Genomic DNA, 20,783 nt, shown 5'->3' with positions numbered 1-20,783 from the left:
CCACGTCTTTAGTGAATGTGCCGACCTCATGGGCCAATGAAGTCGGCATTGCTGTTCAGATGCTGGAAGAGGGCGAGTAAAAAGGCTCGCGCTTTTGGCCATCCAGATAACCGTCATAGAACTTCTTCACATGGGGGAAAACGGCTTTGGCCAAGTGGATTCGTTTTTCCTCGTCCGCCGTGCGGGGTTTCGACAGACGCTCAGCGATTTCGTTGAGAACCTGATCGCGATCAACACGGGTGAATCGACCATTTTCATAAATGACCTCGCCGCCAACCACGGTCTTGTCGACCGACTCTGTCTTGGCGCGTTGCATAATCGAATCGAGGATGGGGATCTGATCGTCCTGATATGGCCACAAGGCCTTGCGATGATTGATCATAACCAGGTCCGCCATACGACCCACATCCAGGCGGCCAATGTCTTTACCGAAGGGGGTTGTCATCGCACCGTGTTCGGATGCCATGCGCAATACCTGCGGTCCAGTCGGCACGACGTCGTCCATCCCTGGAACACGGTGCGCGCGTAGAACCAGGCGCATTTCCTGGAGCATGTCGCGGTCATCGTTGATCCCGGCCTCATCCAGTCCGATACCGACCGTCATACCGTGCTTCTCGAAAACGTTGAGCGGTGCGACGCCACTACGCAAACGGAAGTTGGAACTGCAGTTGTGGCAAATGCAGGTACCGTGGCTTGCTGCAATCTCTATATCTTCCTCTGTGAGCCAGACGCCATGCCCCAGCGTCAGGCGTGAACTGAGAATGCCAAGTTTCTCCAGGTGCTTGACCGCAGTGGTACCCGTACGACGACGTGCGTATTCTTTTTGATAAGCCGTTTCCAGAAGGTGCATATGCATCGGCGCGTTGTCTCTAAGAGAACGTTTTTCAAGCTCAGTCAAACCATGGTCAGTACACCAGTGCAGGTTAGCCGGCGCCAGCTGAATCCGGGTCCGTGACTGGCCCTCGTTTTCCGCAACAAGGTTGTCGTACAGAGACAGATTGTCTTCAAAAGGGATCGCCTGGCTTTTCAGGTGTGCAGCAATCGGCGCTTGCAAGTCAGAGGGAAGCCGAGCAACAAACGCTTCGTCGGCTTCGTAGACGAGGCGATTCTGCTCACGCACGGCGTAACAATAGGAGGCGCGCATACCAACGTCGCGATACGCCTGAAGTACTTGCGACGCGTTATTGTTAATCCTCTCCAGCGGGCCCTGCATCCAGCCATGAATATGCTGAACCGTGGTAATGCCAGATGCGATCATTTCAAAAGACGAATATAAAGTATCCAGATAACGATCGAGATCGCGGGCTGACATTCGGCTGGCAAACCATAATTCAAGAGGGTGATCGGGTGAGCCAAGTTGCAGAGGTGTCATTCCGACGTGATGATGAGCGTTAACGAAACCCGGCAGAATGATCTGGTCGTCCGATCCAATGACATCGACATTCGGGTATTTTGCTTCGATGTCTGCGAGCGGACCAATGTCGACGATGACACCGTCACGCTGGAAGAGCGCGCCGTTTTTCAGTATGTCGGCGTTTTCACGATCAATGGCACCGCGGACGATCCATTTTGCCTTGAAGATTGATTCTGTCATGGGTCTTTGTTCCTGAACGATGGAGATGCAAATCTATAAAAGTTTGTGGCCGTGTTTGTTTCGCATAGACGGCCCTCATGCTTACTTCTGCCCTTCCTGATCCAGCCACCACAGCAGTCGCTTCTGCACGATGCGCAGCAACTGGTCCAACATGAATCCAAGCAGGCCAATCAGAGTCATGCTGAAGAAGACCAGAGATGAGTTGAACGTATTGCGCGCCAACATCACGATCTGCCCAAGTCCGCTGCCGACACCGACAGCCTCGGCGATGAGCACCACCATCCATGCGGCGAACAGGTTCAGGCGTAGAGTCATAAACAGGCCGGGCAGGATGGATGGCAGGATGACACGGGTATAGATTTGTCGTCTGGTGGCACCCATGATCCGGGCGACGTGAATATAGCTGACCGGCACGTTATCAATCTGGTTCAACGTTGCCAGTGTGATAATGAAATACACGGCAACGAAAACCATAAAAATCGCAGGCGTGTTGCCGATTCCGAACAGGAAGATGGCAACGGGCAGCCAGGCAACCGGAGAGATTGGCGCCAACAAGGTGACTAATGGCAGAGACAAATTACCGAATAATCGGTTATAGCGACTGAGCAGCCCGGTAGCCACGCCGAGCAAGAAGCCGATTCCGAGCCCAGCGACGACCCGCATCGTCGTCCAGAGAAGCACCGATAAGACACCGAGTAAACTGGCACCGGTCTGATCACTGCCAATGATGTTGCCACGATCAAAAAACTTGAATGTTTCTGGTAGATCTGACAAGAAAATATGCGGCGGCGGCATCAGCAAAGGGTCTGCCCAGCCGACGTACCAGCATAATTCCCAGATACCCACAAAAATGCTAATCGACAGAATCCACCAGAATGCGGTTTCCAATCGATACTTCGTTTTGCCGGACAGACCCGTCGCCACTTTTTTGGGTTTGGGTGTTACGTCGGAGACGTTGGCGGTAAGTTCGTTCGTGCTTTTCACAGTAGCCTCGTTGTTTTTTGGCCGACTCACGAAGAGTGGCTGCCAATGACACTTCGCTGCTGGTCAGCAAAGGAGCGATCAACCTCATCCGCCAACAGTTCGGATAGCTCATCCTGCAAGGCGTGAAAAGCGGGATCGCGCGTACTGCGAGGTCTTTCAATATCAACCCTGATGTCTTTCTTGACACGGCCGGGGCGTGACGTGAATACGATGATGCGATCGGCCAATGAGATGGCCTCATCAATCGAGTGGGTCACGAGAAGGATGGAGGCCGAGCTATCACGCCAGATCTGAAGCAGGAAGTTCTGCATCTTGGCTCTTGTCTGAACGTCCAGGGCGGCAAATGGCTCATCCATCATTAGAACCTTCGGCTGCATAGCAAGCGCACGGGCCACCGCAACTCGCTGCCGCATACCGCCAGAGAGTTCATCAGGACGCTTATCGAGCACATCGCCGAGGCCGACTTTCTTCATGATTTTACTGGCGATTTTTCGCCGGGTGTCAGGTCCCTCGCCACGCAGGCCGAGACCGAAAGTCACATTGTCAGCAAGGGTCAGCCACGGAAAGAGTGATGCTTCCTGAAAAATCATTCCTCGATCGGAACTCGGGCCTTCCACTGGCAATTTGTCGCATTCAATCGTTCCCGAAGTCGTCGATTCAAGGCCCGCAATCATGTAGAGCAATGTGCTTTTTCCGCAGCCTGAAGGCCCCAGCAAAACAACAAATTCACCGCGGGCAACCTCAAAGGACAATTCATCTATCGCCACAACAGGCGCGGGCCCGTCGGGCTTCCAGACCTTCGAAACCTTCTTGCAAGAAACGGCGGGTACGGCCATAAAAATATCCCTGATCTATGTCTGTTTGATTCGCGCGTTATTACCCAAAAGACGGTCTGCATAACACAGCACCAACGGTTACCGCTGGCGCCGCATTACGCCTGGCCGACCCAGTCGCCTGGCGATCAGGCAATACCAGCTGACTTCAGTTTCAAGCTGTTATAGAGCTCCTGGTTCTCAGCGATGACCTGCTCAAGCAGACTCCAGTCGATCGCATCTCTGCCAGGCAACTTCTTGATGTAGCCCAGCTCCTTCAGGGACTGGCTGCGATCCAGAATGAAACTCGTCTGGTTTCGCTGGTCAATCTTGACTGGTTGCTTGTTACTGGCTTTGCGCGAAGCTTCCATCGACGTTTTGTAGTACTTGCCGACAGTGTCTTGTAGTGCAGCCTCAGGGTCGGACTCCGCCTGACTTTGTGCCAGGAGCATGGCCTTGATGGTGGCTTTGATCGCGTCTGGATTTTTCTCCAGCAGTGGCTTCCGTACCGCCAGGACGCAATCCGAGTAGCCTTCACCGTAAAGATCAATGCCGTCTGACAGCACGGTAGCGCCTTCGCGCGAGGCGAGTGACTGGGACGCATAGGGCTCAATGTGGCACATCGAATCAATCGCGCCGCTTATAAACGCCTGAGCCATTTCAGGGGAGGTATTAAAATGACGAACCTCAACATCCTTGAAGTTCATGCCGTTCTGCTTGAGGTAATCGTACGGAAGTACTTCCAGAGTGTCGGCCTGGAAGGTTCCCAGTGTCTTGCCTCTCAGATCATCCGCACTCTTGATGCCTTCCTTGACGATGATCATGCATCCCTCAACGCCGCCTCCAGCGACGATCTTCACCGGTGCGCCTGCGTCATACAGGGTGATGAACTGCGAGTAAGGAATCATTGACATGTCGACCAGGCCTGCACCAAACAGCGTCACAATGTCCGCGTTAGAAGGTGTCACGACGAAATCGAGTTCTACCCCGTCGCCTTTGGCCAGATTGCGTTCCTTAACCAGGAACAGCCCAAGGTTACAAAACCCGGTGCCATGGGTTGCTTTGACAACTGTGGCGTCTGAAGCCCAGGCCGCCGTCGGGTTGAGCGCAGAGGCAAGCCCCATTGGCAACAGTGCCGCAGCGCCCGCTGCAGCGCTTCCTTTTAAAAAGTTACGACGCGACTTCGAAATTAATTCTTCGACGTCCTGCATGTAATTTCCATTCCTTTCACACATAGAGAACTCCAACCGTTTAAAACAATGAAAAAAGCGCTGGGCTTTAAGGGGGACGGTCAACATCTCTCACGAACACAGAATGGGTTCTTCCGCAATCGGAGTACTCAAGTGCGACCGATGGTTTCCAGATCAGCAAGCTCTGTGCCAGCGACTGCCAAAAGCGTTCTGCAGACGTCTGTCCGGTTAGCATTGGCAAAGCGGATTCCAGTGTTGAAGGCCTTTGAACTGTATAATTGCGCTCAATAGATAATTGGATTGTACGCAATTATGAATCATCTTCAGAAAATAAAAGACGAGAATTCTGCACCGTATGGAGGCAAGTTTTAGGCGGAGCGTGCACTTATGGAGCGCTTTTCAATTCTCTGGGCCGTAACGTCCTACCCCGATGCCTCTAATCTCTGAGCAAAGTCCGTCGGTTCGACGCATTTCGAGATTAAAATTGTATACAAAATAATGCTGGCACCTAAATTGCTGTCTGTTGCTCATAAAAACTTGGCCAACACTGGCGGATACTTTTTTATGCGTGTTCTTCTCATAAACGGTAATACCAGCGAGAGCATTACCCAGGCGCTGCTTGCTGAAGCCCAGCGTAACGCGGCGCCAGACACCGTCGTTTTCGCTGCAAAGTGCACACGTGGCGCTGAGGTTATTGCCAGTCGCTCGGCAGAAGTAGTCGCGGCCCACGCAATGCTGGAGGCAATCGCGGCCGTCAAAGAGCCCTATGACGCAGTGTTGGTGGGCATTTCATACGACACCGCTGTGGCCGCGCTAAGAGAACTATTGTCGGTGCCGGTTGTTGGCATGACAGAGGCGGCATGTCATGTCGCAACGATGGTTGGGTCACGCTTTGGTGTCGTGTTGCCGGGTGCGCGGAACGCCGCTTTTTACCGCGAACGCATCGTTGGCTGTGGGTTTGAGCCGCGCCTGGCTGGTATGCGCGTGGTCGGCTCCTCTGCTGCTGCCCTCTATGCAGATCCTGACAGTTCTCTGGAGCTGATTCGAAACGCTTCGCAGGCATTGGTGAGTGAGGAGCGCTGCGACTCGCTGGTACTGGCCGGCGCAGCGTTGGTTGGACTGCATAGACAGATTCAACCTGACATCCCTGTCCCTGTGATTGACGGGATTGCATGTGGTGTGGGGATGTTGGAGTCGTTGGTGAGACTGAATTTTCCCAAGCCCCAGGCCGGCAGTTACGCCACCCCGGCACCCGCGAGACTGGATCATATTGATCCGGTCCTGGCCGATCTGTTTTCACATCCAGCTGGTCAGCAATCCTGATGGCGCCACCATAAAGAAGGCAACTATGACGAAAACTGATAGGGATACTCGCAATTACAGCGTGCTGGGCCATGAAATAATGACCCGTATCGAAACGCTGGCTTCGCACACCGAGCAGGAAGGCGAAATGACGCGCACCTATATGACGGCGGCCCACCGGGGTGCCGCGAGTCAGATTGCGTCATGGATGAGCGAAGCAGGCATGGCGGTACGGGAAGACGCTGTCGGTAATGTGATTGGGCGCTATGAGGGCACCGACCCGGGCAGTGCCATCCTTATGACGGGCTCGCACTTCGATACTGTTCGCGATGGCGGGAAGTACGATGGCCCCTTGGGCATTCTGTTACCCATCGCCTGCGTCGCTGAATGGAATCGTCAGGGCAAGCGCTTCCCGTTTCCGATCGAAGTCGTCGCGTTTTGCGAAGAGGAAGGCGTTCGTTTCAAGGCGCCGCTTCTCGGCAGCCGGGCCATTGCGGGCAGCTTTGACAAGAGCGTACTGGAAAATGTGGATGATCAGGGCGTCACAATGCGCGAAGCGATGATCAGTGCGGGCCTGGACCCGACACAGCTCGACGCCGCAGCGATGTCAAAGGGCGATATTGCCGCTTACCTCGAGGTTCACATTGAGCAGGGCCCGGTTTTGTTGGAAGAAAACCGAGGGCTTGGTGTTGTCACTGCAATTTCTGGTTCAAGCCGTTTCATGCTGGAGCTGCAAGGCGTGGCCGGACATGCCGGGACGGTTCCGATGGCCTCCCGGAATGATACGGTGATGGCCGGTGCCGAGATCGCGCTTTACATTGAAAAACGCTGCAATGAGTCGCCAGGATTGGTAGGTACCGTAGGGCAGTTCAATGTGCCCAACGGTGCCGGGAACGTCATTCCGGGTCATGCGGTGATGTCGATCGATATCAGGGCTGGTGAGGACTCGATTCGCAGGTCGGCAGTCGACGACATTCAGGCTGAAATTGACAGTATCTGCACCCGCCGCGGGATCCGCAAGAGCCTCGAGAAAACCTACGAAGCTGCCAGTGTCGCATGCGCCAGCTGGTTGCAACAGAGCTTGGAGGAGTCCATGGAGCGACATGGCTGTACTCCGCGAAGACTCCCTTCAGGCGCAGGTCATGACGGAATGATTATCGCTGACATTGCGCCAATGGCAATGCTGTTCGTGCGTTGCGGCAACGGCGGTATCAGCCACAATCCTGGCGAGACCATGTCGGCTGAAGATGCCGCTCTTGCCTCTCAGGTGTTTGCAGACTTTGTCGAGAACTTTTCAGCGACGGAGCCCGTATGAGCGGGGCTGGCAAACGGTGTTCATGCGAAAATGTCCGACAGATCGACTTCCTGTTCGTCGTCAATTTCCAGGCGCAGCGTGCTCTCCACTTCTCTCAGGTGAGCGATCAGGCGCTGCTTTGCCAGTTCTGCATCCCTGGCCTCGATTGCCTCGATGATATCGCCGTGATGATGATGCTGGCAGGCCGGAGTGTTCGGGCGATCATACAGTGTAATCACGAGACAGGTTTGCGCTGTCAAATCGTGCATCATGCGAACCAGTATGGTATTTCCAGCCAGTTCCGCCAAAAGAACGTGAAACTCTCCGGACAAACGGATGATGGCCACGCGGTCGTTTTCACGGCGTGCCTGTGCTTCTCTGGCGACATGGCGCTTGAGTTTGCTGATGTCACGGCTGTTGGCGTTTTCGCACAACATGGTCACGACCGCTGGCTCAATAAGGTGACGTGTGAAAAACACCTCGCGGGCCTCTTCTACCGACGGGCTGGCGATGAATGCGCCTCTGTTCGGTATCAGCTCGACCAATTTTTCGTGGGCCAATCGCGCGAGCACCGGCCGAATCTTGGTTCGGCTGATGCCAGACAGAGCAACCAGTCGCTCCTCCACAAGCCGGGTACCCGGCGTCAGGCGATGCTCCAGAATCGCCTGTCGAATTCTCTGATAGCACTGCTCACTGGTCAGCAATCGTTTGGATCCCAATGTCTGGGATGCCGGAGCCACCTGACTTTGTTTCGAAGCGCTTCCAGTTGCGACGGCCTTTGTTTTCCTTGGCTTGCTCAAGCTTCTCTCACTCTGAGTGCAATTAAAAATCATCTACAGTTTTGTCGCGCATCTTATACAAAAACGAGGCAGATCGCGCAAATCTTATTGTCGCCTTTTCAGCAGGCACTGTTCTCACCATTAAACGGGGAGACGGTCTGAATGGATCTTTCCGGTCATGGAAAAGGGCAGGCCTTGGACGTGTCTTCGCAGGAATGGCACACACTCTCCGCGCACGAAATATCTCGCAGGGTTCGCTCCGGAGCGCTTCGTGCAGTCGAACTGGTCGAGTATCTGTTAAAGAGAATGTCCACTATCGATTCTCAGCTTGGCGCAATGGTGGACATTGATTCCGATGGTGCGATTGCCCAGGCCAAACAAGCAGATCGTCTAGCGGCGGCCGGCAGTGACCGGCCTCTCCTCGGGGTTCCGTTTACGGTCAAGGACAATCTGTGGGTTAAGTCGCGCCCGGCCACCTACGGATCAAAACTCTTCGCTGATTTTATCGCCCCAAGAGATTCATGGAGTACGGCTCGACTGAAAGCAGCTGGCGCTATATGTATTGGTATCACCAATTGCTCTGAGTTCGCTTGCAAAGGTATTACCACCAATCCGCTCCATGGAATCACGCGCAATCCGTGGCTGCTAGACCGAACCCCGGGTGGTTCCTCCGGCGGCGCGGCGGCATCGGTTGCTGCCGGCTTCAGCCCTATTGCACTGGGTACAGACGCCGGAGGCTCAGTGCGGCGGCCCGCAGCCCATACCGGATTGGTCGGATTCAAATGCACCTCTGGTCTGATTCCCAATCCCTGGGGCTTTGATGAGCCGTGCCGGGACATGGGGTCGATCGGTACCCTTAGCAGGAATATGCGCGATTGTGCGCTCATGATGGATGTACTTGCCGGCTACGATGTGCGGGATCCGCTGTCGCACCCCCTGCCAAGAGAGATGACCGCACCGTCTGCTTTTGTCGGCGCCGTGACTTCTACTCTGAACCAGGGCCTGCGCATAGCCTGGTCTCCAGACCTGGGTTGCGACCTGGCGGTCGATCAGGATGTGGCCGAAGAAATGCATCGGGCGATCGACCAGCTGCGCCAAGCTGGATTGACGATTGAAGATGCCAGCCCGCATTGGAGCGACGACGTCATTCATTACCCATACGCGGTTCGCCAGCACGCAGAACTGGCGCAACTGTTTGGTACACAGTGGCATACAGATCCCAGTCAGTTTGACCCTGTCATCGCAAGCCAGATTGAGAACGGGTGTGAGATAACAGCGGCGGAGCTGACCGACATGACCTTCCGCCGCCATCGCGCTCGCGAGCAGATGACCGCTTTTTTCGAGCGCTACGATTTACTTCTGTGTCCCACGGTTCCGGTCGAACCTTGGTCTTGCAACGCCCTTGCACCCAGCACCATTGGCGGCCGGAAAGCGGGTCCGCGAACCCACGCGGTTTTCACGCCACTGTTCAATCTTTGTGATGTGCCTGCTGTGTCGATTCCTTGCGGGTTCGGCGCACAAGGTTTGCCAGTGGCTTTGCAGATCGCTGGTCCGCGTTACGCTGACCTAAGAGTGTTACAGCTCGGTGCCAAGATCGAACAGATACTGAGCCATGCCTTCAAAGCCCCTTTAATGCACTCCAATCTACTTGAGCAGGATCGATGAACCCAAACATACGCCTCGGAATGCTGACCCCGTCTTCCAACACGGTTTTAGAGCCAGTGACGTCAGCCATGCTCCAGGAGCTGTCTGAATGCACCGCACATTTTGCGCGATTCCCCGTCACTGAAATTGCAATCTCCGATGGTGCGCTCGCCCAGTTTGACCCGTCGGCGATCCTGAAAGCGGCAAGCCTGCTGGCTGACTGTAGGCCTCACTCCATTGCCTGGAATGGTACCTCCGCCGGCTGGCTTGGATTCGATGCAGATGAACGACTGTGCGAAGCCATCGAAGCCAACACAGGCATTAAAGCCTGTACATCCGTGCTGGCACTCAACGAGATCTTCAGGCGCAGAGGCATCACACGGTTTGGCCTGGTGACGCCTTATCGCTATGACGTACAAGCACGCATTACGGCTAATTACCGTCAAGCCGGTTTCGACTGCGTCGCCGAACGTCACCTCGATATACAAGAAAATTTCACTTTCGCACACATTCCCCCCGACGACATCCGCAAGATGGTTCGTGAGGTTGCAGCCTCCAAACCGCAGGCCATCACAATTTTTTGCACAAATTTGTGTGGAGCCCCTCTGGCCGCCGAGCTGGAGGAAGAGCTGGGTATTCCAATTTACGACACCGTGTCCACCGTTGTTTGGAAGTCGCTGCAGCTTGCAGGTGTGGACACTTCGCGCCTCAGCGGCTGGGGCTCGATCTTCAAGGAGAATTTCTGATGGAAAACACTGAATTTGATCTGGTTATCCGTAATGCACACATTGCCACGGCCACTGACATTTTCGACGCGGACATTGGCATCCGGGATGGCCGTATTACCGCGTTGGCGCAGCAGTTGCCGGCTGGCAAAGAAGAAATTGATGCCGCTGGCCGCTGGGTCTTACCTGGCGGCGTTGATGCCCACTGCCATCTGGCGCAACCGACTGATGACGGCTCGGTTTTCGCCGATGACTTCTTCACCGGCACGCGATCAGCCGCTTGTGGCGGTACGACGACTGTCATGCCATTCGCGCTGCAAAAGAAGGGTGCGACGCTCGAGCAGTCAGTGGCTGATTACCACGCGGTTTCCGACGGCGAAGCCTGTATTGATTATGCATTTCATCTGATTGTGGCCGACCCGACCACCGATGTGGTTGAACGCGAGCTGCCGCTGATGATTGAGCGCGGCTACACCTCATTGAAGGTGTACATGACGTACGACGATTTGAAGCTGAATGATCGCGAAATTCTTGACGTGCTCTCGGTCGCTCGGCGTGAAGGTGGTATGACCATGATCCATGCTGAAAACACCGATTGCATTGCCTGGCTCACCGAACGCATGCTGGAAAAAGGCCACACTGCACCGTCTTTTCATGGCTTATCCCGACCTATCGTGGTCGAGCGTGAAGCCACGCACAGGGCCATCTCGCTCGGCGAGTTTCTCGACACACCGGTGCTGATCGTCCATGTGTCCAGCGAAGAGGCCACTGCCCAGATCCGCGATGCGCAAAGTCGCGGCCTGAGTGTGTACGGCGAAACCTGTCCACAATACCTGTTCTTGACAGCAGCCGACCTTGACCAGCCAGGATTCGAGGGTGCCAAGTGCATTTGTAGCCCGCCGCCCCGCGATGCTGCAAGCCAACAGGCGATTTGGGACGGAGTGGCCAACGGAACGTTTCAGGTATTCTCATCCGATCATGCCCCGTTCAGGTACGATGACCCAGAGGGCAAGAAAGTTGGCGGTAAGCATGGCAACTTCACCCATGTCCCCAACGGCATCCCCGGCATCGAAACGCGCCTGGCGTTGCTATTCTCAGAAGGCGTTTTAACGGGGCGCATCGATATCAACAAGTTCGTGTCGGTGACCGCAACTGAACCCGCCAGAATCTACGGGCTTAACCCGCGCAAAGGCACAATCTGTATCGGTGCAGATGCCGATATTGTGATCTGGGATACAAATCTGGATACGACGATCAGCAACGACCGCCTGCACCATAACGTTGACTACACGCCCTACGAAGGTCGGCGAATTCATGCATGGCCAGCGCTGACCATGTGCCGTGGCGTGACTGTCTATCGTGATGGTGAATTCATCGGCGGCAAGGGATTCGGTGCGTTCCAGCGTTGCGACCGACCGAAACCAGCCAAACCAAAACCCAGTTTCGGCCGACCCACTCCCTGGCTAGACGTCCTTTAAGCTTTTTTATAGGCCCCGCAGCAAAGTCGTCCTGATTGACAGGGCGCTGTCCACCGGTTTTCAGGGTGAATTGCTGGGGTCGTGTGCCACAACAAGTAAACGGAGACTTTATCACCATGACTCAGATCGCCATTACCGCTGGCCAGTTTCACTTTATTGCTGAGACGAATCCTGACGCACCTGAAACCGTCGCCGCCTTCCTCCGACTGCTTCCCTACAGACAGAAACTGATCCACGTAAGGTGGAGTGGCGAGGGGTGCTGGATTCCTCTGGGTGAATTCAAGCTTGGCGTAGGATTCGAAAATCACACCTGCTACCCGTCGGTAGGAGACATCCTGTTCTATCCAGGCGGGTACAGCGAGACTGAGATTATCATGGCCTATGGTAGTTGTAGCTTTGCCAGCAAGATGGGACCTCTGGCTGGTAACCATTTCCTGACGATCATCGAGGGCAAGGAACAGTTGCGCACCCTTGGCAACAAGGTGCTGTGGGAGGGGGCGCAGGATATCGTCTTCGAGACTCTCGATTGATCGCGATCATCCCTGACTGAGAACTCTTGATGTTGGGGAAGTCAGGGACTCAACAACGATGCGGGCACGCGCTCAAAGCTCTGTCGGCCCTTTTTGAACGCCATCAGCGGCTTTCCCAACTCGGCAATCACCGCTGACGGTGTGTCCGCATCCAGTACGATGAAATCCGCATGACATCCCGGAGCCAGACCGTAGTTCTCCAGGCGTAGCAGTCGGGCAGATTCTTCCGAAATCCACGCAAGGCATCGTGCCAGTTCAGTGGGTGTGCCCTGATGGCAGACGTTAGCCAACAGATTAGCCTGGCGAATGAGCGACGCATCGCCAAACGGTGTAAAAGGATTGCCAACGTTATTCGTCGACAATGAACAGGTTACCCCACAGTCGTGAAGGCGCGGCAGTGGGGCCACTCCTCTGGGCACGTTATGGGTGGTGTCCCGCCCGTTCAGAAACAGGTCGGTGGAGGGTAATGCTGTGACCTGAACGCCGGCCTCCGCAAGCGCTCCGGCGATTTCTTCAAACACTTCCGGCGGCAGGGCAGACAGTTTGGTGACATGGCCAATCGTCACCCGGTTTTGCCATCCAAACTCTTTGGTACAGCGGATGACTTCCGGGATCGTCATGCCGTCTGGATTCAGATCAAAATCGAGGTGCAGATCCAGGTCGCAGTCGTATCGTTCCGCCAGTTCGAATAGTCGCCGGATTTGTGCTGCAGGGTCATTGTCCATGTAAGGGCAGCCTCCCAGGACGGTGGCGCCTGTCTCAAGGGCCTCGCACAGAAGCGCCTCGGTGCCAGGATTGTTGAGCAAACCTTCCTGCGGGAATACGCAGATCTCAAGTCCCAGAGCCCAGGCATAGTCCTGCTGAAGCCGCTGGATTGCCCGAAACCCAGTCAGACCTATGCCAGGGTCAAGCTCTACATGCGTGCGCATATGAGTCGTGCCCTGAGTGATGGCTTTTTCCAACAGAGCTGCGCCACGACGATAGACGTCCGCCTCGGTAAAGTCAGCCTTCGCTGCGCTGGTCTTGGCTATCGCTTCAGCGAGTGTGCCCTCTTTGAGTTCACATCGGTTCATGATGCAGGCTTTATCGAGGTGAATATGAGTCTCGATCAGCCCCGGCAGAACAAGATGGCCGCCGAGGTCGACTTCACTCTGCAGAGCTGCTTCGTCCGTGAAGGATTCAACAAATTTTCCATGCTCCACTCTCAATTCAGTAATGACTGCCGGTTGATCCGGCAGTCTCAGGTTCTTGAATAGAATTGATGTCATGCGGCGCTTTCTCCTGAGTGTGCGGCTTCAAGCTCTGGGTCGTTAAGGGGGAGTTACCTTCTCTATGCTTTTATACCTAGCAATTTCTTTACCAACTAGTCGAAATTTGGACCCTCAAAGCGAGCCCTTCGGCCTTTGATCTGAACGTTCGCTTTGCGACCTGTCCGTTCTGTCGTGTTCCCGGCTAGCGTTGTTCGAATGGGCTTCGAATCGCCTACTCTTCAGTTCGAGCTCAGGACACCATTAATGCTCCCCCTGGGGGTGTCAATGGCCATTTATTTTGACCCACACACTGACGCCCCCCCTCTCAGAGTGGGTTGTCCAGTATCCGAAGGCTTCAAAGACCGGCAAAGTCGTCATCGCCTTGTTCTCTCTTGAAGCAAGGTGCAGAGTTGCGAAAACTCGAAACGCAGAAACAACGATAAAAAGGGACCGGCTTTGTTCGTCGCCGTGGCGTCACAAAGAGTTAGATACGACTGCAAGGAATTCGTACGCCATTGTGGTAAACTAATCTTGCCAAATGGCAGGAGGTTTTATGTCAGCAATCACAGAGAAAAAGCAGAGCCCTAAAGGGCATTTTGGGCCTGGTAAGGCGAACGTTCGAGGCGTCTACGCGGGGCGTGGTGCGGAGAAAACTCGGTCAGCCGTCACTGGAAAGTACCTATTTTCCGGTGTCCAGGGCGTGAAGAAGATCCGTCGAGGAGGAAAGGCCCGGGAACTGGATGCCCTGAAGGCCTTGTACGACATCGACGACACTGTTTTGTGCACGCTGCTGGGCATTTCTCCGCGCACCCTGGTGCGCCGGCGTGAAGACGGCACCGTGAACAAAGCAGAACTGGATCGGGTAGCTACTTTGCACCTGGTGATGCGTGATGCCGTGGAACTGTTTGAAGGTGACAGGGAGAAGGCACAACGTTGGCTGAAGCGTCCGGCGCGAGCCCTGGAGCACCAGAGCCCAATAGATCTGCTGGATACCGAGGCTGGTATTCGCATGGTACGGGACCTTATCGGCCAGCTTGAGCACGGCGTGTACGCATGAAGGCGTACCGGATCACAAAACGAAAGCACAAGGACACCGCGTTTTCCGGGTTTGGTGCGCGCCAATATGGGGGGCGCTGGAATCTGCCCAATCACTCAGCGGTATATCTATCGGAGAGCATTGCCCTTGCCCAACTAGAAATTCTGGTCAACCTGGGTGAAGAAGACAGCCTCCAGGACTATCTACTGTTTCAAGTCGAAGTCCCAGACAGCCAACTTATGGTCCTGGCCGATGACGCTTACCCAAAAGACTGGAACGGAACAAGAGTGTCGGCAGGCACTCAAGAGATCGGAACTGATTTCCTTATCGACGGCGAAGCGCTCGCATTGGCGGTCCGTTCGTGTGTTGTCCCACAAGAATATAACCTCCTTTTAAATCCGGAACACCCTGATGCAGAAGCAGTTATCGAAGCGGCCGTTGAAATAACATTCCGATTTGATAATCGCCTGCGCACTGATTCCTGAAGCGTTGTTCGCGCATCGTCCAAAAATTCGCTGTAAACAATTATGAAATCTTCAGAAGTAGTCCAAATATTCAAAGGTGCCATAAAAAGCACCAAACCATACGGTCTTTTTGGCGCGGGGGCCTGGCAGGCGTACTCGGCGATCAAACTTAGTTAGTTAATTTGTTAGTTAGTTGCTCAAGTTGGTTTTTTGGGCTCCATCGGGCGCCGCTGACGGGCGGCTTATCTCAGAGTTATGGCCGTCATCTGGTTGCCGTTGGTATTTCTTAAACCGGGGCCGACCGATGAAGGTGGCGATTGCGTGGGCACTGAGAGAGTGACTACGCCCGACATCTGCAGGTTTACGTTCATCGTTGAGACGATGTTGCTCGACCGCTATTTGGTTGCTTTTTAACAGGATTGCGAAAGATAGGTACCGCTGCCACGTGCGGTGTGTTTAGCTATGAGGATATTTCGCCCGGAGGATGATTCATGCCACCGAGAGACACCGAACTGTCATTAAAATTGTCCCCCGAAAACGAGCAACTCCTTCGACGCGCCTCGACATCGGCAGGGTTTGAATCGTTGTCTGAATTTGCCCTGCAAGCCGCGGTGGAGAAAGCCTCGCGAATTCTGGAGTCTGCCGAAACCATCACCCTGGACAGTGAATCTTTCCACGCTTTCATCGCCGATTGTGAACAGCCGGGGCCCCCGAACAGCGCCTTAACGAAAGCGATTGAGCGCCGGAGAGCCGAAAAAGCTAAATCGACGTGAGCCGCCAAGACCGTGACGTAACGGCAGAAAATGACTTAGGTTACTGATCCTCTGAGGATCACTTCAGCCTGCCCATCCAACCGCTCCTTAACCGAACGCCAATCCGGCATAAACCGGTCCAGGAGATTGTAAAACCGGGGGCTGTGATTGTGCTCTACAAGGTGGCACAGCTCGTGGAGCAAAACGTAATCAATCGCCCGGGTCGGCGCTTTGACCAGATGAGGGTTCAGCAGAACGGCGCCGCTGGCCGCACAGCTTCCCCATTGTGTCTGCATTGCTACCATGCGCCACTCAGGCGGCGTTTTAAGCCAGGGTAGGGTGTCTACCATCAGATCTAGCCTACGCTGAAAGACATCTGAAGCCCGATCCCGATACCATTGCTGGACGGCCGCCTGTGTACGTTCTGGGATGAGATCCTTGCCTCGCACTCGCAACTGTCCACCGATGAGTTTGCAGGTTACTTTGCGTTGCTCAGGGTCCTGGATAGTTTTGAGCACGTAACGGCGCCCTAGATACAGCACGCTTTCTCCACTGACCCACTGCCGCGGCATCACGTCGCGATGGCGCTGCCTGATGTCATCCAGGTGCTTCATAACCCAGCGGGCCCGACGCTGAACGGCAGCTTTGATTTCGGAAAGGGGAGCGTCCTCCGGGGCATCCACCTGAACTGTCCCATTCGGATGAACGTGCACCCGTATGGATCGACGCTGATGACCTGGCACGTGGCAGAGGTGGTAGCGAAACTCCCGGTCGCCATAGCGGGCCCGGTGCTCCGTTGGCTGCTCGTGTTGGACTGGCTCGACAGTCGTCGTCACTTGGCCACTGCATTACGTAGAATCTGCACCACTTCATCGAGCACTGCTTTGGCCTTGTCGAGGCCCACCAGGCAAAACAGGCGGGGCAGGAGGTTTTTGCGAACGTCTTGTTCGATACCGACCGGGTTCAGGGAGTTTTCGGCTACAGCACGATTCACGACCTTGTCGATCTCGAACGCCTCCTCAATCAACTGGTCACCTTTTTCCGTCTCCAGAGCATCGAACTCCTTCCCCAATACCAGCTTGAAGGCACCGTAGTAGGCTTGGGCGTGCTTGTTTCCATCAAAGCCGCTGACGGGAAGATCAGGGACATCGCGCTCTTCCACCATCTTCTCCAGGTCGCTGAACATGCGGAACTGGGCTTTGTAGTCGAACATGGCCTCCGCTTTCTCGATGGCCTCCTTCAGCAGGGCAGAGAAAACTTTCTGGGCGTAAGGGTCGTCGCCCAGGCGCTCCTCAATGGTCTTTTTAGTGCGCGTTTTGATCTTGTCGGTTTCGTTCCGGGCTTTGTCATCGGACCAGTAATCGGGATTGGTCTCACCAATGGACTCGATAACCACCGGCTCGTCGCCTTTTTTGACGTCGATACCGGTCACATAGCGGTCGATTAGATCGCGTATCTGCCCTTCATAGGCCGAGTAATCGACGGCCTCCTGTGCATCCAGCCGAATCGTCTTCCGCAACTCAGAGAACCATCTCAGATCCTGCTTGTAGCGCCGAATATCCGCCTCTGTGAAGGCCCGGTCGTCAAAAAAGCTCTGGGTTGATAGGGCAGTCTTCAAACACATGCCGAAATCAGTCACCGCTTCGTAGAAGTCTTCCCGCAGCGCCTGACGAACATCAACCTCCATACCCTCGGCGTCGGATTCATATTTGGGCATGAAGACTTGCCGATATTGCTCCTGATCTAGCTTGTTGTCGATGTAGGTGAAAAAGCTCCACAGCTTTTCGTGCAACGCAGGAAGTTTCTTGTATTCGGTATCGACATTGGCGTATAGGCCTTCGATATCCTCGATGGCAAAGCCACCCTGGGTCTGGTCCTCGAAGTTCTGATAGTCGCGGATGGCGGTATCCAGCTCTTTGAGAATGCCACGGTAGTCGATCAAGTAGCCGAATGGCTTCTGAGGGTGCAGACGGTTCACCCTGGCGATGGCCTGGATAAGATTGTGCCCTTTAAGCTGCTTGTCGATGTAGAGAACCGTGTTCCTTGGCTCATCAAACCCGGTCAGAAGCTTGTCCACGACGATCAGGATGTCAGGCGGCCCATCAGTACCAAAATCCTCAATAACCGCCTTCTCGTAGTCCTGAGGATCTCCTAGCACGTTCTTCTTCCACCAATCCTGCACCAGGGGCAGATTGGTCTCGTCCACGTCGGTGTGGCCTTCCCGGGTATCCGGCGGTGAGATCACGATAGCGCTTGTGACCAGGCCCAGACTGTCGAGATGTTGTTTGTACCGGATGGCGCTCAGTTTGCTGTCTGTCGCGAGCTGACCTTTCAACTCAAGCTGCGCTTTCTTAAAGTTCTCGCTGAAGTGCACGCTGATATCGAAGGCGTTGAGCTTGATGCGATCCTGGGCGGTATAGATCTGGCCCTGCTGGGTGTATTTGCGCTTCAGGTCTGATTTCTGGTTGTCTGAAAGCGCTGCAGTGACTTTCTCGAACCAGGTATCAACTGCCTTCTGGTTCACATCCAGCAGCGGCTTTCGCTCCTCATAGAGCAGGGGAGTGATGGTGCCGTCATCGACTGCGCGCTTCATAGTGTAGGCGTGAATAATGGCGCCGAATCGTTCCGCGGTCTCACTTTTCTCGTCTTTAAGCAGTGGCGTACCTGTGAACGCGATGAACGAGGCTTTGGGCAGGGCCTGGCGCATCCGTTGATGGTTCTCGCCGCCCTGGCTACGGTGGCCCTCGTCGACAATCACAATGATGTTTTCAGACGGGTTGTAGCACTCTGGCTGCTTCGCCGCCGAGGCAAACTTGTTGATGATGGTGAAGATGATCCGCTCGTTTCCCTGGCCGATTCGCTTGGCCAGATCCTTGCCTGAGCGTGTTTTCGCGAGAGAATCGCCGCTTTTCTTGCCCGAGATTTCAGTACCAAAAGCTCCGCCGGTCAGGAACGTCTTGGAGAGCTGTTTTTCCAGATCCACGCGGTCGGTGACTACGATAATCCGGCAGTTCTTCAGGGCGTCGCTGAGCAGAAGGGCCCGACACAGGTAGACCATGGTGAACGACTTACCGGAGCCGGTGGTGTGCCAGAGCACGCCACCTTTGCGTTCGCCCGAGGGTTTGAAGGCCGAAATGCGCTCCAGAAGTGCTTTTATCCCGAAGGCCTGCGGGTATCGGGCCACTATCTTCCCGACCTTACGATCAAACAAGATGAAAAACCGTAGAAACTCAAGAAACCGGTACCGATCGAGCAGGCCTACCAGAAGCCGATCTTGTTCCGTAGGCATGACGGACTGTGACCAGAGCTGCTCGAAGTAGGCTCGGATTTTCGGAGCTTTATCCTTGAACAGAGCGTCCTTGTCGGAAACGGATAGCGTACGGTTCTTGATGTTCTGTACGTACCGATCATCGAACTCCTCGTCCGTCCACATTGACCAGAACTTCAGCGGGGTGTGCGTAGTGCCGTACCGCCCGTCGTTGCGACTGATCGCAAACAGCAGCTGGGCGAAGGCGTAGAGGTACGGCACTTCGTCGTTCTTCTGGTTGCGCAGGTGCTGGCTGATGCCTTCCTCAACCATGTTCTTGTTGGGGTTGCCGGAGGCCGCTTTCTTGGCCTCGATCACCGCCAGAGGAATACCATTGACGAATGCCACCACATCCGGCCGGCGGGTGTGGGTGCCTTGGGTGGACCGCACCTCCATCTCTTCGGTGACATGGAACTCGTTGTTGTCCGGGTTCTCCCAGTCGATCAGATGGATCGTGGGCTGGGCCTTCTTGCCACCGATAAACTCGGTCACGGTGACGCCGAGGGTCAGCATGTCGTATACGGACTGGTTGGCGTCTAGAAGGCCCTGGGCCATGGAGGGTGTCGTAATCTCCCGAATCACCTGATCCACGGCTTGCTCGGACAACGGGTACCACTGCCCCTTGAACTCGAACTTGCGCTGGCGCAACACCCGCTCCAGCACCGGCTTCATCACCACTTCCCGCTGGCTGCCTCGCAGCGCCATGCACTCCGTCGCCGGCAAAAATGCCCAGCCCAGGTTGATCAAAGTGGCCAGGGCCGGAATGTGGCTGGAATGCTGCTCATTCCCTTGAGGGGTGGTGTTCATGCGGCCTCCGTTTCCACCTGCACCCGACGCTTGCCGGTCAGGAGCTGATGCATCAGGGCTTTCTTTTCTTCTTTTAAGCATTCTAGTCGCACTTGATTAGCGGCGACTTCAGCATCAGTAACAGCGAGCACTTGGGCAATTTTTTGTTGCTCACGGAGACTCGGAATTTTTACTCTGTACAGCTTCCGAATGACGCTGGGATGTGCCTTAGTCTGATAGTTAAACGCCTGACGCTCATGGAGATATGCCAACTGCTCTGCCAGGAACTTGTACGATAGGCGATCAATGTCGAGTCGCATATAACCAGAAACATTTGTCACTGAAAACTTATGTTTCGGTCGGTAGAAAAAGTTCCCCCCACCGTCAACAGACCAAGAAATTAGCTCCTCATCAAACATGAATTCACCATAGGCCCCCATCAATCCATCATTCTTAACTGACGATGAATAGATTGGATATTGCCCCGGCTTATTCTCAATGTCCTTTTTTGATATGACCTTGCCTCGTCCAAGTTTCAACCATCCCTTATCCTCTAATTCTGCAATCAGGAACTCTTCCCACTCCCCCTCAAACCCCGGCAACCGCTTCTGCCCGGTCAGCAACTGCTGCATCAACCCTTTCTTCCGCTGCTGGCTGTTCTCAAGCAGGCGCTCGGTGGCGGTGATGGCCTGATCCCAGGTGGAGAGGATCTGGGCGATCTTTTTTTGTTCTGGGATAGAAGGCAAGGGCAGTGGCAGTTTTTTGCACAGTTCAATCGTTAAATTCTGCTGCCCCGAGGTTTTCTTTGACCTGTGTAAACATCCCTGTTTCAGTTGCACCGCTGATTAGAGTTTTC

The 20,783-nt window shown here is 54.8% G+C and carries 18 protein-coding genes; 9 read left to right on the top strand and 9 right to left on the bottom strand.

The features are described 5' to 3' along the window. Positions 1 to 55 precede the first annotated feature (55 nt). From A8B84_RS17045 to A8B84_RS17030, 4 genes are all read right to left on the bottom strand, one after another. A complete protein-coding gene (locus A8B84_RS17045; protein ID WP_064230367.1) occupies positions 56 to 1,594 on the bottom strand; it encodes an amidohydrolase family protein in 1,539 nt (512 codons plus the stop codon). 81 nt (positions 1,595 to 1,675) lie between these two features. Then, positions 1,676 to 2,578, bottom strand: coding sequence for an ABC transporter permease (locus tag A8B84_RS17040; RefSeq protein ID WP_064230366.1), 903 nt, complete (start codon positions 2,576 to 2,578; stop codon positions 1,676 to 1,678). Between the two features lie 26 nt (positions 2,579 to 2,604). Beyond that, positions 2,605 to 3,414: an ABC transporter ATP-binding protein gene (locus A8B84_RS17035; RefSeq protein WP_064230365.1), complete on the bottom strand. Its 810-nt coding sequence runs from the start codon at positions 3,412 to 3,414 to the stop codon at positions 2,605 to 2,607. 125 nt (positions 3,415 to 3,539) lie between these two features. Beyond that, a complete protein-coding gene (locus A8B84_RS17030) occupies positions 3,540 to 4,601 on the bottom strand; it encodes an ABC transporter substrate-binding protein (protein WP_201257905.1) in 1,062 nt (353 codons plus the stop codon). 543 nt (positions 4,602 to 5,144) lie between these two features. On the opposite strand from A8B84_RS17030, the gene A8B84_RS17025 reads away from it, so the two are divergent. Further along, positions 5,145 to 5,903 (top strand): aspartate/glutamate racemase family protein, encoded by a 759-nt coding sequence (locus A8B84_RS17025; protein WP_064230363.1) that lies wholly within the window; start codon positions 5,145 to 5,147, stop codon positions 5,901 to 5,903. Between the two features lie 25 nt (positions 5,904 to 5,928). Beyond that, entirely contained in the window at positions 5,929 to 7,197 is a 1,269-nt protein-coding gene (locus tag A8B84_RS17020) for an allantoate amidohydrolase (RefSeq protein WP_064230362.1), read from the top strand. Between the two features lie 20 nt (positions 7,198 to 7,217). Here A8B84_RS17020 and A8B84_RS17015 read toward each other — a convergent pair whose 3' ends face one another. Further along, entirely contained in the window at positions 7,218 to 7,880 is a 663-nt protein-coding gene (locus A8B84_RS17015; protein WP_227512885.1) for a GntR family transcriptional regulator, read from the bottom strand. 237 nt (positions 7,881 to 8,117) lie between these two features. Here A8B84_RS17015 and A8B84_RS17010 point away from each other — a divergent pair, with 237 nt between their 5' ends. From A8B84_RS17010 to A8B84_RS16995, 4 genes are all read left to right on the top strand, one after another. Then, the gene (locus A8B84_RS17010) at positions 8,118 to 9,620 is read left to right on the top strand and encodes an amidase (protein ID WP_064230361.1); all 1,503 of its coding nucleotides are present in this window, start codon (positions 8,118 to 8,120) and stop codon (positions 9,618 to 9,620) included. A 68-nt stretch (positions 9,621 to 9,688) separates the two neighbouring features. Continuing rightward, positions 9,689 to 10,345: an aspartate/glutamate racemase family protein gene (locus tag A8B84_RS17005; protein ID WP_367184211.1), complete on the top strand. Its 657-nt coding sequence runs from the start codon at positions 9,689 to 9,691 to the stop codon at positions 10,343 to 10,345. Further along, on the top strand, positions 10,345 to 11,802 hold the full coding sequence (gene hydA / locus A8B84_RS17000) for a dihydropyrimidinase (RefSeq protein ID WP_064230359.1): 1,458 nt from the start codon (positions 10,345 to 10,347) through the stop codon (positions 11,800 to 11,802). Before A8B84_RS17005 ends, hydA begins: the two co-directional genes overlap by 1 nt. Positions 11,803 to 11,918: 116 nt before the next feature. Continuing rightward, positions 11,919 to 12,332 carry a DUF3830 family protein gene (locus A8B84_RS16995; RefSeq protein WP_064230358.1) on the top strand — a complete coding sequence of 138 codons (414 nt, stop codon included), beginning with the start codon at positions 11,919 to 11,921 and terminating at the stop codon, positions 12,330 to 12,332. Between the two features lie 41 nt (positions 12,333 to 12,373). Here the strand turns inward: A8B84_RS16995 and A8B84_RS16990 are convergent, their stop codons facing one another. Continuing rightward, entirely contained in the window at positions 12,374 to 13,600 is a 1,227-nt protein-coding gene (locus A8B84_RS16990; protein ID WP_064230357.1) for an amidohydrolase family protein, read from the bottom strand. Positions 13,601 to 14,135: 535 nt separating this feature from the next. Between A8B84_RS16990 and A8B84_RS16985 the strand changes: the two genes are divergently transcribed. The 3 genes from A8B84_RS16985 to A8B84_RS16975 all read left to right on the top strand — a co-directional run bounded on the left by A8B84_RS16985 (position 14,136) and on the right by A8B84_RS16975 (position 15,855). After that, positions 14,136 to 14,639 (top strand): antitoxin Xre/MbcA/ParS toxin-binding domain-containing protein, encoded by a 504-nt coding sequence (locus A8B84_RS16985; protein WP_064230356.1) that lies wholly within the window; start codon positions 14,136 to 14,138, stop codon positions 14,637 to 14,639. Then, complete coding sequence (locus tag A8B84_RS16980) at positions 14,636 to 15,103, top strand: RES family NAD+ phosphorylase (RefSeq protein ID WP_064230355.1); 468 nt, start codon at positions 14,636 to 14,638, stop codon at positions 15,101 to 15,103. Before A8B84_RS16985 ends, A8B84_RS16980 begins: the two co-directional genes overlap by 4 nt. Positions 15,104 to 15,573: 470 nt before the next feature. After that, a complete protein-coding gene (locus A8B84_RS16975) occupies positions 15,574 to 15,855 on the top strand; it encodes a DUF1778 domain-containing protein (RefSeq protein ID WP_064230354.1) in 282 nt (93 codons plus the stop codon). 35 nt (positions 15,856 to 15,890) lie between these two features. Here the strand turns inward: A8B84_RS16975 and A8B84_RS16970 are convergent, their stop codons facing one another. From A8B84_RS16970 to A8B84_RS16960, 3 genes are read right to left on the bottom strand one after another with little or no spacing between them, the layout of a single operon-like run. Next, positions 15,891 to 16,670 carry a M48 family metallopeptidase gene (locus A8B84_RS16970; protein WP_064230353.1) on the bottom strand — a complete coding sequence of 260 codons (780 nt, stop codon included), beginning with the start codon at positions 16,668 to 16,670 and terminating at the stop codon, positions 15,891 to 15,893. Further along, complete coding sequence (locus A8B84_RS16965; RefSeq protein ID WP_064230352.1) at positions 16,667 to 19,948, bottom strand: type I restriction endonuclease subunit R; 3,282 nt, start codon at positions 19,946 to 19,948, stop codon at positions 16,667 to 16,669. The genes A8B84_RS16970 and A8B84_RS16965 overlap by 4 nt, the downstream gene beginning before the upstream one ends. Further along, on the bottom strand, positions 19,945 to 20,766 hold the full coding sequence (locus tag A8B84_RS16960; RefSeq protein WP_064230351.1) for a restriction endonuclease subunit S: 822 nt from the start codon (positions 20,764 to 20,766) through the stop codon (positions 19,945 to 19,947). The genes A8B84_RS16965 and A8B84_RS16960 overlap by 4 nt, the downstream gene beginning before the upstream one ends. Positions 20,767 to 20,783 lie beyond the last annotated feature (17 nt).

It is taken from the genome of Marinobacter sp. EhC06 (assembly GCF_001650915.1).
Taxonomy (GTDB): Bacteria; Pseudomonadota; Gammaproteobacteria; order Pseudomonadales; family Oleiphilaceae; genus Marinobacter.
The sequence above is the reverse complement of the archived record's forward strand: the minus strand, read 5'-3'. Positions and strand labels throughout refer to the sequence as shown.